Below are 13269 nucleotides of genomic sequence, written 5' to 3'. Positions count from 1 at the left end.
GGGCGAGCTGCCTCGTTGCCTACGCATGCGGGCACGGCTGGCTCACGATGGGCCCCGAAACGCTCACACTGTTCCATTCCACCCCCGTGGCATGCCGGGGGTGGGCGAGTAGAGATAAGGGGTAACCCTCTATGTACGCGATCGTCAAGACCGGCGGCAAGCAGTACAAGGTTGCCGAGGGCGACCTCGTCAAGGTCGAGAAGCTTGAGGGTGAAGCAGGCGACAAGGTCGAACTCACCCCGGTCCTTCTCGTCGATGGGGCAGACGTCACCTCGGGTGCGGACGCGCTTTCCAAGGTCAACGTCTCCGCGGAGATCGTTGAGCAGGGCAAGGGCAAGAAGGTCGACATTCTCAAGTACAAGAACAAGACCGGCTACAAGAAGCGTCAGGGCCACCGCCAGCAGCTGACCACCGTCAAGATCACCGGCATCAAGTAACAACTTAGGAGAGTTTGAACAATGGCACACAAGAAGGGTGCATCCAGCTCCGCGAACGGTCGTGACTCTGAGTCCAAGCGCCTCGGTGTGAAGCGCTTCGGTGGCCAGCAGGTCAAGGCCGGCGAGATCATCGTCCGCCAGCGCGGCACCAAGTTCCACCCGGGCGACAACGTCGGCCGCGGTGGCGACGACACGCTGTTCGCGCGGACCGCTGGCTCCGTCCAGTTCGGCATCAAGCGTAAGCGCCGCATCGTGAACATCGTCCCGGCCGACGGCGCCGGCGTCGCCTCCGAGGTCCTCGAGCAGGCCGAGGCGGCGGGCGTTGTCGAGGAGGGTACCGCCGCAGAGGCGACCGCCACCGCGTAACGCGTTTTCGTCGAGCGCCGCGGGTCCGTGCATTCGGGCCGCGGCGCTTTTTCTTTATCCTTGTCGTGATTGATGAAAGGCGGTTTTCACCATGGCCCAATTCGTTGACCGCGCCACCCTGCACCTCCAGGCGGGCGACGGCGGGCACGGCTGCGCGTCCGTGCACCGCGAGAAGTTCAAGCCGCTCGGCGGGCCGGACGGCGGCAACGGCGGCCACGGCGGCGACATCGTCCTCGAGGTATCCACGCAGGTGCACACGCTGCTGGACTTCCAGTACCGCCCGCACGTGAAGTCGGGCCGCGGCGGCAACGGCGAGGGCGACTGGCGCAACGGCGCGCGCGGCGAGGATCTCGTGCTCGAGGTGCCGGTGGGCACGGTGGTGCGCAGCGAGGACGGCGAGGTGCTCGCGGACCTCACCGTCCCCGGCACCCGCTTCATCGCCGCGGAGGGCGGCTACGGGGGCTTGGGCAACGCCGCCTTAGCGACGGCGAAACGCAAGGCACCCGGGTTCGCTCTCAAGGGCGAGCCGGGCGAGGCGCACGACCTCATCCTCGAGCTGAAGTCGATGGCGGACGTCGGGCTCGTCGGCTTCCCGTCGGCGGGCAAGTCGTCGCTCATCTCGGTGCTCTCCGCCGCGAAGCCGAAGATCGCGGACTACCCGTTCACCACCCTTGTGCCCAACCTGGGCGTGGTCACCGTGGGGCACGACACGTTCACCATCGCGGACGTGCCGGGGCTCATCCCGGGCGCGAGCGAGGGCAAGGGCCTGGGCCTCGACTTCCTGCGCCACATCGAGCGGACCGCGGTGCTCGCGCACGTCGTCGACGTCGCCACGATGGAGCCCGGGCGCGACCCGATCTCGGACATCGAGGCGCTCGAGCGCGAGCTCGATTCGTACGCGGAGGCGCTCGACATGGACTCCGGTCTCGGCGACCTGCGGGAGCGCCCCCGCCTCGTGGTGCTGAACAAGATGGACGTGCCCGAGGCGAAGGAGCTCGCGGAGTTCCTCGCCGGCGACATCGAGGCGAAGTTCGGCTGGCCGGTGCACATGATCTCGACGGCGACGCGCGAGGGTCTCGACGAGCTGAAGTGGGCGATGTGGGACATCGTGAAGCGCTCGCGCGCATCCCGCCCGCGTCCCCAGCGTATCGACGCACCACAGGTCATCCGCCCCAAAGCCGTCGGCCGCCGCGACGAGGAAGGCATCGAGGTCATCCGCGACCCGTTCTATCCCGAGGGCTGGCTGGTCACGGGCGAGAAGGTGGAGCGCTGGGTGCGCCAGACCGACTTCGAGAACGACGAGGCCGTGGGCTACCTCTCCGACCGCCTGAACAAGGCGGGCGTGGAGGACATGCTGCGCAAGCTCGGCGCGCACGAGGGCGACACCGTCACCATCGGCGAGATCTCCTTCGACTGGGAGCCCTCGATCGGCGGCGACCCGACGATGGCGGGCCGCGGCCAGGACGCGCGCCTCGGCGGCACGGACCGCGCGTCGGCGGCCGAGCGCAAGCGCGCCTCCCAGGCCCGCCGCGGCCTCATCGACGAGTACGACTACGGCTCCGACGAGCAGGCGGATCGGGAGCGTTGGCAGGGCTAGGCACGCTGAACGGGCGGCCGCACTGGGTGCGGTCGCCGTTTACCGGGCGCGGGGGCTAGCCGAAGAGCAGTTCCATCGCGCCGCGGGGCCCGCGCGCGTTGACTGCGTCGCGGTCGAACGGGGAGCGCCAAGAGATCCGGCCGTTGCGGCGCACGATCCGGCCGCGCCTGGCGGTGCCGGGGTCGTCGTCGTTCGTGCGGTTGTGGTATCTGCACAGCGGCGCCAAGTTGTCGAGGTTCGTCTTTCCGCCGTGCTTCCACGGGGTGATGTGGTGGAACTCGCAGAAGTCCGCGGCGCGCCGGCAATCCGGCACGGGGCACATGGGCTGGGCCGCGCGCAGCAGGTCGCGCTGTTTCTGGTTGGCGAAGCGCTCGGTGTGGTACATGTTCACCGGCCCGGCCGCGGGGTGGAACGCCGCCACCTCGAGCACGTCGCCGAAGTGTTCTTGGAGGTACTCGGCGCCGGTCATGGTCGTGCCGTCGGAAAGGCCGAGGACTACGTCGTCGCCGGAGCCGGCGAGGATGCGGCAGTGCTCCTCGACCGGGACGAGGAGCAGCGGGCGCGGCACGGCGTGGGCGATGCCGGCGTCGCCGTCCCGGAGGGCGTCGAAAAGCGGTGCTACCATCTGGGGAGCCTCGGGGAGCTCGGGGTCGAGGTCCTGGCGCAGGCGGTGCTCGATGTCGGTGATGTCGCGCTCGGGGGCGGTGACGATCATCGTGCGCATGCCGAGGATGGCCGCGCAGAAGCGCACCTGCGCGCGCGGCTTCTTCGGCGGCGGCTTCGGCACCACCTCGTCCGCGTAGCGCTGCAGCGCCTCGTACCCGCCGCGGAACGCGAGGAGCCGGTGACGCAGCTGCCAGCGCAGCGCGTCGTCGGCGACGCTGCGCAGCCGCTTCTCGATGAGCACGAGCTGGTCGAGCGTGAGCGCGGACGAGCGCGCGAGCGCCACCGCCTCGCGCTGCTTCGCCGTCCATGTCGTCGCGCCGAAGTACGCGCTGTGCGCGAGGCGCCAGTCGCGCACGCGCGCGGGGCTGAACCCGGCGGCGAGGAGGCGCTCGCGATCGAAGTGCGCGAGGAACTCCACCGCGAGTTCGCCGGATGCGGAAAGCATGGTCTCAAATGCGTTCATGATGCGAATAATAGCCAGTCAACCGAAATAGTCAATAGTCCGCTACACTCGCACGGCGTGGAGGAGCTGAGAGACACAATCGCGTCGGCGCGCAAGATCGTGGTGAAGCTGGGTACGTCGTCCCTCGTCGACGGCACCGGTGCGCTGGATCCCGCAAAGATCGACCGCATCGTCGACGCGATCGAGGGTCGCATCGCCCGCGGCTGCGACGTCGTCGTCGTGTCCTCCGGCGCCATCGCCGCAGGGATGGCGCCGCTCGGCCTGAAGGCGCGCCCGCGCGACCTAGCCACGAAGCAGGCCGCCGCCGCGGTCGGCCAGATCCACCTCGCGCAGGTCTGGGGCGCCTCCTTCGCTCGCTACGGGCGCACGGTCGGGCAGGTGCTACTCACGCAGTCCGACGCCGGGTCGCGCGAGCGCGCCCGCAACGCGCAGCGCACGATCGACAGGCTGCGGCAGATGGGCGCGGTGCCGATCGTCAACGAGAACGACACCGTCGCCACCTCGGAGATGCGCTTCGGCGACAACGACCGCCTCTCCGCGATCGTGGCCACGCTCGTCGGCGCGGACGCGCTCGTGTTGCTCTCCGACGTCGACGCCCTCTACGACATCAACCCCGCAGACCCGCGCGCGGTGCGCATCAGCGACGTGCGCACCGGCAGCGACCTCGAGGCTGTCCAGGCCGGCGACGGGGGAGCGTTCGGCACCGGCGGCATGGCGGCGAAGGTCTCGGCGGCGCGCTTGGCGGCGCGCGGCGGGGTGCCGGTGCTGCTCACCGCCGCCGACAAGATCGAGGAGGCCCTCGGCGCGGCGCAGGTGGGCACCGTGTTCCACACCCGCCCCGAGCGCTCGCTCTCGGCGTGGAAGTTCTGGGCGCTCTACGCCGCGGATGCGGAGGGCGTCTTGCGTCTCGACGCCGGGGCCGTCGACGCCGTCACCCGCGGGGGCACGAGCCTCCTCGCCGTCGGCATCACCGGCATCGAGGGCGAGTTCCACGCCGGCGACATCGTCGAGATCCTCGGCCCTGACTCGGCGGCCATCGGCCGCGGCGAGGTGGCCTACGGCGCCGCCGAGCTCGCCGGCATGCTCGGCCGCCGCTCCGACGAGCTGCCGGAGCACCAGCGCCGCGCCGTCGTCCACGCGGACTACCTGTCCAACTACGCCTCCCGCCTCTAGGCGCTACCCTTGGCGGGCATGAAATTCGCCTACCTGCCCAAGCCCAAGGACGAGCCGATCGCGGACCTCGAGGCGAACGGCCACGAGCACGTCGCGCTCGAGGACAACCCGGACATGGTGATCTTCGGCGGCGGGCCGAAGGACTTCCCGGACGAGCTGCCGGAATCGGTCAAGGTCGTGCAGATCGTCTACGCGGGCGTGGAGAACCTGCAGGACGTCTTCGCCACACACGCGAAGCACGGCGTCCGCTTCGCCAACGCCGGCGGGCTCTACGACGACACGGTGGCCGAGTCCACCCTCGCGCTGCTGCTCGCCATCGAGCACCGCCTCAAGGCCGTGCGCCCCGAGTGGAACAACACCCAGCTCTTCGCGGAGAAGCAGTACCTTTTCGACGACAAGAAGCTCGCGCTCATCGGCGCCGGCGGCATCGGCAAAACGCTCATCCGCTTCCTCGCGCCGTTCGGCATGGACATCACGGCGGTCAATCGCTCCGGCAACCCGGTCGAGGGCGCGAACCGCACCGTCACGCTCACCGACGAGGTCTGGGCGGACAACGACTACTTCGTCCTGCTCGCCCCGCTCACGGACGCCACGCGCCACATGGTCAACGCCGACACGCTCGGGAAGATGAAGGACGGCGCGGTGGTGGTCAACGTGGGGCGCGGCCCGCTCGTCGATACGCAGGCGCTCACGCAGTCGCTGCTCAACGGCCACCTGCGCGGGGCCGGCCTCGACGTCACCGAGCCCGAGCCGCTGCCCGCCGACCACCCGCTGTGGGGCCTGGACAACTGCGTGATCACGCCGCACACGGCGAATATCCCGCGGTTCATGATGCGCCGCATCGGCGGGCTCGCCGCGCGGAACTGGGAGCTCTTCGCTGCGGGCGAGACGATGGCGACCGAGGTCGACGTCGAGGCGGGGTACTAGGCGTGAACGAGGTATACGAGCAAGCCCGGCGGGCGAAGGAGGTCGCGCCGGCGCTCGCCGCGCTGCCCACGCCGGAGAAGGACGCGGCGCTTACCGCCGCCGCCGACGCGCTCACGCAGCGCGCCGCCGAGGTCTTGGAGGCGAACGCGCTCGACCTGGACAGCGGCAGGCAGGCGGGGCTGGCGGAGGCGATGCTCGACCGGCTCGCGCTCGATGCGGCGCGCATCGAGGGCATCGCCGGCGGCCTGCGCCAGGTGGCGTCGCTGCCCGACCCGGTGGGGGAGGTGCTCGCCGGCCGCACGCTGCCGAACGGCATCCGACTGCGGCAGGTGCGCGTGCCGCTCGGCGTCATGGGCATGGTGTACGAGGCGCGCCCGAACGTCACCGTCGACGCGTTCGGCCTCGCGCTCAAGTCCGGCAACGCGGCGCTGCTGCGCGGGTCGAAGACGGCGCGGCGCACGAACGAGGCGCTCGTGGCGGTGCTGCAGGACACCCTCGCCGCCCGCGGCCTGCCGCGCGAGGCGGTGCAGCTCCTGCCGAGCGAGACCCACGACTCGGTGCGTGACCTCATCACCGCGCGCGGGCTGGTGGACGTGGTCATCCCGCGCGGCAGCGCGCGCCTCATCGAGTCCGTGGTCACCGGCGCCACCGTGCCCACGATCGAGACCGGCACCGGCAACTGCCACTGCTACATCGACGCGTCCGCCGACCTGGGTCGCGCCATCGCCATCCTGCTCAACGGCAAGACGCGCCGGGTGAGCGTGTGCAACGCGACGGAGACGGTGCTCCTCGACGCAGCGCTGCCCGCGCACGACAAGCTCGCCGTCATCCGCGCGCTCCAGGAGGCGGGCGTGGAGGTCCACGGGGACGTCGAGACGCATGCCGCGTTCGGTGCGCGCGTGACCCCGGCGACCGAGGCGGACTTCGCCGAGGAGTACCTCTCCATGGACATCGCGAGCGCCGTCGTCGACGGCGTGGATGGCGCGATCGCCCACATCGCGCGCTACTCCAGCGGGCACACGGAGGCTATCGCCGCCCAGGACGCGGATGCGTTGCGACGCTTCACCTCCGGCGTCGACGCCGCCGTCGTTGCGTGCAACGCCTCGACGGCGTTCACGGACGGCGAGGAGTTCGGCATGGGCGCCGAGATCGGCATCTCCACCCAGAAGCTCCACGCGCGCGGCCCGATGGCGCTGCCGGAGCTGACCACCACGAAGTGGATCATGGAGGGATCTGGGCAGGTGCGCTAGGGTATCCGTCGTGTTGAAATCCCGTACCTCCCTGCGCGCCCGCGTTGCGACGTTCGTCGCCGCCGTCGCAACCGCCGTCACCGCCACCTTCACTCCCGTCGCACCCGTGCAGGAGGCGGACGCCCAGACCCGCTGCCCCGCGGTCGCGTTCATCGCCGCCCGCGGCTCCGGCCAGAACACCCAGATCTACCCGACCCGCTACTCGTGGGCCGCGCCGTGGACCTCGAACGGCTGGGAGGCCGAGACGATCCGCGCCTTCCTCCAGCGCTCCGAGGCCCGCTACGCCGCCACCCACGGCGGCAACTCGCTGATGAAGGATGTCGAGGTCATCGGCCTCGAGCCGCGCTACTATCCGGCGACGTTCCCGGAATACGACGTGCCCGAGGTCGCCGTGCCCGCCACGATCCTCCAGGCCCTCGGCCTGGCCGTGCAGTGGGCGAACCCGGTGTTCATGACCGCGCGCCGCGCCGCGACCGAGTTCGTCGACTCGGTGAACATCGGCCGCACCGGCGTGATGCAGATGATCAACGACTACGAGGCCTCCCGCGGCTGCCACCCGCAGTACATCCTCTCCGGGTACTCGCAGGGCGCGATGATCCTGCTCGAGCACGAGCGCGAGCTCGCGCGGCGCGGGCAGCTCGCCGGCGTGGTCTACTTCGGCAACCCCAACACCGCGCCGGGCGACTGGTCGACGGTCGGCGTGCCCGGCGGTGGCGCGGGCGGCATGCTCGGCTTCCTGCCGTTCAACTCGAAGACCGCGGCGGGCACCCGCAACCGCGTGAACTACTGCCTGCCGCAAGACGCGGTGTGTGACCTGTCGGTGCAGACGCTGCAGGCCTCCCAGGCCACCGGCGGCAACCACGCCCGCTACTTCCGCTGGCCGTCGCGCTGGGACAACCAGGTTTCGGACTCCTTTGGCCGCTTCGTCGACCAGGTGCGGTACCGCTAATGCGCCGGCTGCGGGGCGCGGCGCTCGCCGCGGCAGCGGCGCTCGGGGCCGTGTGCGCGGCGCCCGCCGGCGCCGCCGAAACGATGGTGCGCGATACGAAGCGCGTCGTCGTGGTCGAGGAGAACTGCACGTGGAAGGTGGACGCCGAGGGCAACAAGCTCCTCGACGAGGCGAGCAAGCCCATCCCCGTCACCGACAAGGACGGCAAGCCGGTGTGCACCACCCAGGAGGTCAAGGGCGGCGCGAACGGGAGCAGCGGCAAGGAGCGCTGGGCGGACGACGAGTCCGGCAAGAAGACGGCCGTCGCCGCCGTGCTCGGCGTCGTGGGTGCGCTCGTGGCCGGGTTGATCGGGATGTCGCTGCTGTTCATCGAGTCCGTCGACATCCACTTCGTGCCGAAGGCGGTGTGACGGGCGTGTCGGAGCACTTCGCGGCGTCCCTCGAGCGGGCGCGGCGCATCGGCGTCATGGGCGGCACGTTCGACCCCATCCACCACGGCCACCTTGTCGCGGCGAGCGAGGTCGCGGACCGCTTCGCCCTCGACGAGGTCATCTTCGTGCCCACCGGCCAGCCGTGGCAGAAGGAGGGCAAGCAGATCAGCCCGGCGGAGGACCGCTACCTCATGACGGTCATCGCCACCGCCTCCAACCCGCGCTTCTCCGTCTCCCGCGTGGACATCGACCGCGGGGGGCCGACGTACACCATCGACACGCTCAAGGACCTGCGCGAGGAGTTCGCGGACGAGGAGCTGTACTTCATCACCGGCGCGGACGCCTTGGCGTCGATCATGTCCTGGCACGACTGGGAGGAGATGTTCCAGCTCGCCGAGTTTGTCGGCGTCACCCGCCCGGGCTACGAGCTGCGCGAGGACATGCTGCCCCCCGCCATCCAGGAGCGGGTGCACCTCGTGGAGATCCCGGCGATGGCCATCTCCTCGACCGACTGCCGCGCCCGCGCCGCGGCGGGCCGCCCGGTCTGGTACCTCGTGCCGGACGGGGTGGTGCAGTACATCGCCAAGAATTCGCTCTACGACTAGCGTTTCGCGGGCCGGCCGTGGGACAATGGCCCGGTCTGTGCCCAAAACACACCCACGAAGGATTGCCACTTGACCGCTCCGCAGATCTCGATTGACCGGGCGAAGGTCGCCGCCAAAGCCGCCGACGAGAAGCTCGGCACCAACATCGCCGTGATCGACGTATCCAACGTCATGGCCATCACCGACGTGTTCGTCGTCGTCTCCGCGGACAACGAGCGCCAGGTCGCCGCGATCGTCGAGGAAGTCGAGGGTGACCTCACTGACCTCGGGGTGGAGCCGAAGCGCCGCGAGGGCAACCGGGAGAACCGCTGGGTCCTACTCGACTACGGCAACTTCGTCGTCCACGTCCAGCGCGAGGCGGAGCGCGAGTTCTACGGCCTCGACCGCCTCTACGCCGACTGCCCGGTCATCGAGGTCGAGGGGCTCGAGCCTTACGAGCGCCCCGCCGCCTTCGGGGACGAGGCGCAGCTGCGCGCCGCCCAGCACATCGAGGATCTGCCGCTCGCCGGCGAGGGCCCGGCCGACGCCGACGACGTCTACTAAGCCGCCGCCGACCATGCAACGACGCCTTATTCTGCTGCGCCACGGCGAGACGGAGTACAACGCGACCCAGCGCATGCAGGGCCAGCTCGACACGGTGCTCTCTGAGCGCGGCCTCGCCCAGGCCCACGCCGCCGCCGCGGAGCTGCGCGACGCCGGCATCGGCAAGATCGTGTCCTCCGACCTCGTGCGCGCCCGGCACACCGCAGAGGTGGTCGGGGCTGATCTGGGGCTCGCTGTAGACGTCGATACGCGGCTGCGCGAAACGCACCTCGGGGACTGGCAGGGCAAGACCCACAGCGAGGTGGACGAGGAGCACGAGGGCGCCCGCGCGATGTGGCGCAGCGACGCGTCGTGGGCGCCGCCCCAGGGAGAAAGCCGCGTCGAGGTCGCGCGGCGGGCGCGCGAGGTGGTCGAGGAGCTCATGGCGTCGCACGACGGGTGGGACGGCGAGGCGCTGCTCATCGTCTCGCACGGCGGCACGATCGCGGGGCTTACGGCATCGCTACTCGGCCTCGGCGTGGAGCAGTACCCGGTGTTCAAGGGGCTTGGCAACGCGAACACGTCGCGGCTCGTGGCGCTGCCGCGTATCGACGACCCTTCGGCCACCCAGTGGTACCTCGAGGCCTGGAACCGGGGGTTGAACTGATGGGTGTGCGCGTGGTGGTCGACTCGTCCGCGGGGCTGCCCGCGGAGGTGGTTCGCGAGCTCGACATCACGGTCGTGGACCTGCACGTCATGGACGAGGGCGACGGCACGTCCACGTCCGGCCTGTCCTCGCTCGAGCTCGCCGCCGCCTACGCGCGCCAGCTCGAGCGCGGCGGGGATGAGGGCGTGGTGGCGCTGCACCTGGCGAAGGCGCTGTCCTCGACGTGGTCGGCGGCCGTGGCGGCGTCGGCGGTGTTCCCGGGGACGGTGCGCGTGGTGGAGACGGACTCGGTGGGCATGACCATCGGCGCCGCCGCGATGGCCGCCGCAACCGTCGCGCAGGAGGGCGGGGACCTCGCCGCGTGTGAGGCGATGGCGCAGTCGACGCTCGCGCGTTCCGAGACGTGGCTGTACCTGCACCAGCTCGATGACCTGCGCAAGTCCGGCCGCCTGCCCACGGGCACGTCGGTGCTCTCGGCGGCGCTGCTGGCCAACAAGCCGATCCTGCGCGTCAACGACGGCAAGCTCGAGCTGGCGGGCAAGACGCGCACGCAGTCGAAGGCGTTTGCCAAACTCGCGGAGCTCGTAGTCGAGCGCGCCGCGGGCCAGCCCGTCTTCGCCGCGATTCAGCACGCGTCCGCGCCGGATCCGGCCGCCCAGCTCGCCGAGCTGCTCGAGGGCCAGCTGCCGGCGGGCTCCCGCGTCATGGTCGAGCCGCTCGTCCCGGCGCTCGCGGTGCACACCGGGGCGGGCGCGATCGGGCTGTCCGTTGTCTTTTCCTCGCACGGGCCTGTGGAGAACTCCCGCGGCTAGTTGACGTTTCAGCGGAGTTATCCACAGCCGCACCCCGCGCCCCTTTTATTTCGTCTGGGGCGTTTGTAGCGTCTCGGGCATGAAGGCCATCGACCGCATTCAGGACCTCACCCGGCCCACCGGGGAGGAGGACCTGCTCGCCGTGCGCTACCCGCAGCCGCGTGTGACGGTGCCGGTGAAGCAGGCCGCCGCGGCGGTGGGGCTGGTGCTTGCACTCGTGGTCGCGTGGGCGCTGCTGCGCGGAGGGGGCGGGACGGCCGAACCAGCGTGGGAGCCTGCCGCGGCGCCGACGGAGGTCGCCGGGGTGGTCGTGGTCTCCGTCGTCGGTGAGGTGGAAAACCCGGGGCTGGTCACGCTCAACGACGGCGCCCGCGTGGCCGACGCGCTGCAGGTCGCGCGCCCGCTACCCGGCGCGGACCTCATCGCGCTCAACCAGGCGCAGCTGCTTGTCGACGGCCAGCAGATCCACGTCACAGCCATTGGCGCCGCCCCGCCGCCCGCGGCCGCCCCCGCGCCGGGCGGTGCCACGGGCGCTGCGGCGGGCGCGGTCTCGCTCAACGCCGCGACCGCGCAGGAGCTCACGGCGCTGCCGGGCGTGGGCGCGGCCACCGCGGCGGCGATCGTCGCGCACCGGGAGGCGAACGGGCCGTTCCGGTCCGTCGACGGGCTGCTCGACGTCAAGGGCATCGGGCCGGCGAAGCTCGAGGCGATGCGCGCCCAGGTGGTGTTGTAGACCGTGGGGGAGCTGCGGCTGGTGCCGGCGGCGCTCGCGGTGTGGGCGGGTGCCGCGTGCTGCATCCTTGTCGGCGCGTGGGCGGGGGCGCTGGCCGTCGCGGTGCTGTGCGCCGCCGCGCTCGCGCTGCGCGAACCGGGGCAGGCGCTGCTCACCGCGGGGCTCGGGGCGGCCGCGGTGGCGACGGCGGGGCTGCGGGTGCGCGCGGCCGCGGCGTGGGAGTTCGGCCGCGCCCGCGCCGAGGTGGCGGGCACGCTGAGCGGGCCGGTGAAGCGGGTCGCCTCGGGCGCGTACCTCGCCAACGTGTCGGTGCCGGGCTACCCGGCGCCGGTGCCGGTGTTCGCGGAGGCGCTGCCGCCGGGCGCGGTGTCGGGCGCGCGCGTCGTGGCAACGGGGACGCTGGGGGAGTCCGCGCGGGCGGGGGTGAACCCGTACACGGTCAACGGCGGCCTCGAGGTGGTCGGGCCGCCGCAGGGGCTGGCCGCGTTCGCGCAGCACGTGCGCTCGACGTTCGCGGCGGTGGTGGAGGCGAAGGTGGGGCCGTCCTCGCAGGGACTCATCCCGGGCATGGTGCTTGGCGACGTCTCCCTGCAATCCGCGGCCGAGCAGCAGGCGTACGTGGACACCGGCCTGTCCCACCTGTCCGCCGTGTCCGGGGCGAACATCGCGGTGGTGACCTCGTTCGCGGCAGTGGCGGCCGCCGCGGTCGGCCTCGGGCTGCGCGGGCGGCTCGCCTGCTCGGCGGCGGCGCTGCTGCTCTACGCCGGCCTCGTCGGGCCAGAGCCGAGCGTGCTGCGCGCGTCGGTGTCCGGGCTCGTCGGGCTCGTGGCGGTGCTCGCGTCGCGCCAGTCGGAGCCGGTGCACGCGCTGTGTCTGTCGGTCATCGGGCTCGTGCTCGTGGATTCGGACCTCGCGGTGCATTTCGGGTTCGCGCTGTCGGTGGCAGCGACGGCCGGCATCGTCGCGCTGTTCCCGTTCCTCTACCGGGCGCTGGCCGTTACCCGGTGGCCGGACATCCTCGTACGGGCGCTCGCCGTGGCGGTCGCCGCGGATGCGGCGACGGCGCCGATCGTCGCGCTTATGGCCGGGCGGGTCTCGCTCGTCTCGGTGGCGGCGAACGTGCTCGTCGCCCCGGTGGCGGGGGCGGTGACGGTGCTCGGGCTCGCAGCGGCGACGCTCTGCCTCGTCCCCGGCGGGCTGGAGACCCCGCTGCTGCGCCTCGTCGAGCCGCTGACGTGGTGGGTGCACACCGTCGCCCGCGTCGGCGCGTCGCTGCCCGGTGCGACGGTGGAGGCGGGCCCGCTCGCCGTCCTCGTCGCCTACGGGTGGATCGCCGCAGGCCTCGCCGCCGGGCGGGTTCGGCTCACGGCAGGTGCGGCGTGCGCGGCGTGCGCACTCGCCGCCGTGGCCGGCCTCGGTGTCGCGGCGCTGCCCGGCCACCACGCCCGGCCCGTCGATACGGCGACGCTGCGCGCGTACGTCGTGGACACGAAGGATGACGTCGAACCGGTCCCGCCCGGCACGCAGCTCGTCGTCGTGCTCGAGGGTGGCGCCCCGCACGCCCGGCCCGTGGCCACGCGCGGGGGCATCCCGGTGATCTTCCCGAACCGCGACGGGCCGGTCGTGCTCTACAGCGACGGGACGCAGCGCCTCGGCGGGGGCGGGGCTTAA

At 71.6% G+C, this 13269-nt stretch carries 14 protein-coding genes and 1 pseudogene; 14 read left to right on the top strand and 1 reads right to left on the bottom strand.

Features of this window, described 5'->3' with window-relative positions:
• Window positions 1-131 precede the first annotated feature (131 nt).
• The 3 genes and pseudogenes from rplU to obgE all read left to right on the top strand — a co-directional run bounded on the left by rplU (window position 132) and on the right by obgE (window position 2400).
• Window positions 132-437 carry a 50S ribosomal protein L21 gene (rplU, locus tag CJEDD_RS09470; RefSeq protein WP_042405059.1) on the top strand — a complete coding sequence of 102 codons (306 nt, stop codon included), beginning with the start codon at window positions 132-134 and terminating at the stop codon, window positions 435-437.
• 21 nt (window positions 438-458) lie between these two features.
• Window positions 459-716 (top strand): annotated as a pseudogene (gene rpmA, locus CJEDD_RS09465) (50S ribosomal protein L27); the annotation flags it as partial.
• A gap of 178 nt (window positions 717-894) precedes the next feature.
• The gene (gene obgE / locus CJEDD_RS09460) at window positions 895-2400 is read left to right on the top strand and encodes a GTPase ObgE (protein ID WP_042405061.1); all 1506 of its coding nucleotides are present in this window, start codon (window positions 895-897) and stop codon (window positions 2398-2400) included.
• A gap of 55 nt (window positions 2401-2455) precedes the next feature.
• Here obgE and CJEDD_RS09455 read toward each other — a convergent pair whose 3' ends face one another.
• The gene (locus tag CJEDD_RS09455) at window positions 2456-3529 is read right to left on the bottom strand and encodes an HNH endonuclease signature motif containing protein (protein WP_074432468.1); all 1074 of its coding nucleotides are present in this window, start codon (window positions 3527-3529) and stop codon (window positions 2456-2458) included.
• A gap of 57 nt (window positions 3530-3586) precedes the next feature.
• On the opposite strand from CJEDD_RS09455, the gene proB reads away from it, so the two are divergent.
• From proB to CJEDD_RS09400, 11 genes are all read left to right on the top strand, one after another.
• Window positions 3587-4702, top strand: coding sequence for a glutamate 5-kinase (gene proB, locus CJEDD_RS09450; protein WP_042405063.1), 1116 nt, complete (start codon window positions 3587-3589; stop codon window positions 4700-4702).
• Window positions 4703-4720: 18 nt separating this feature from the next.
• The gene (locus CJEDD_RS09445; protein ID WP_042405065.1) at window positions 4721-5629 is read left to right on the top strand and encodes a D-isomer specific 2-hydroxyacid dehydrogenase family protein; all 909 of its coding nucleotides are present in this window, start codon (window positions 4721-4723) and stop codon (window positions 5627-5629) included.
• Window positions 5630-5631: 2 nt separating this feature from the next.
• The gene (locus CJEDD_RS09440; RefSeq protein WP_042405066.1) at window positions 5632-6879 is read left to right on the top strand and encodes a glutamate-5-semialdehyde dehydrogenase; all 1248 of its coding nucleotides are present in this window, start codon (window positions 5632-5634) and stop codon (window positions 6877-6879) included.
• A gap of 10 nt (window positions 6880-6889) precedes the next feature.
• Window positions 6890-7828 (top strand): cutinase family protein, encoded by a 939-nt coding sequence (locus CJEDD_RS09435; RefSeq protein WP_232297654.1) that lies wholly within the window; start codon window positions 6890-6892, stop codon window positions 7826-7828.
• Window positions 7828-8238: a hypothetical protein gene (locus tag CJEDD_RS09430; protein WP_042405068.1), complete on the top strand. Its 411-nt coding sequence runs from the start codon at window positions 7828-7830 to the stop codon at window positions 8236-8238. The genes CJEDD_RS09435 and CJEDD_RS09430 overlap by 1 nt, the downstream gene beginning before the upstream one ends.
• A gap of 56 nt (window positions 8239-8294) precedes the next feature.
• A complete protein-coding gene (nadD, locus tag CJEDD_RS09425) occupies window positions 8295-8864 on the top strand; it encodes a nicotinate-nucleotide adenylyltransferase (protein WP_042405095.1) in 570 nt (189 codons plus the stop codon).
• 69 nt (window positions 8865-8933) lie between these two features.
• Window positions 8934-9407 (top strand): ribosome silencing factor, encoded by a 474-nt coding sequence (gene rsfS, locus CJEDD_RS09420; RefSeq protein WP_042405069.1) that lies wholly within the window; start codon window positions 8934-8936, stop codon window positions 9405-9407.
• A gap of 13 nt (window positions 9408-9420) precedes the next feature.
• The gene (locus CJEDD_RS09415; RefSeq protein ID WP_042405070.1) at window positions 9421-10053 is read left to right on the top strand and encodes a histidine phosphatase family protein; all 633 of its coding nucleotides are present in this window, start codon (window positions 9421-9423) and stop codon (window positions 10051-10053) included.
• A complete protein-coding gene (locus CJEDD_RS09410; RefSeq protein ID WP_042405072.1) occupies window positions 10053-10865 on the top strand; it encodes a DegV family protein in 813 nt (270 codons plus the stop codon). The genes CJEDD_RS09415 and CJEDD_RS09410 overlap by 1 nt, the downstream gene beginning before the upstream one ends.
• Window positions 10866-10944: 79 nt before the next feature.
• On the top strand, window positions 10945-11598 hold the full coding sequence (locus CJEDD_RS09405) for a helix-hairpin-helix domain-containing protein (protein WP_042405074.1): 654 nt from the start codon (window positions 10945-10947) through the stop codon (window positions 11596-11598).
• A 3-nt stretch (window positions 11599-11601) separates the two neighbouring features.
• Complete coding sequence (locus tag CJEDD_RS09400; protein ID WP_042405076.1) at window positions 11602-13269, top strand: ComEC/Rec2 family competence protein; 1668 nt, start codon at window positions 11602-11604, stop codon at window positions 13267-13269.

Origin of the sequence: Corynebacterium jeddahense (assembly GCF_028609865.1) — a bacterium.
GTDB lineage: Bacteria > Actinomycetota > Actinomycetes > Mycobacteriales > Mycobacteriaceae > Corynebacterium > Corynebacterium jeddahense.
The sequence above is the reverse complement of the archived record's forward strand: the minus strand, read 5'-3'. Positions and strand labels throughout refer to the sequence as shown.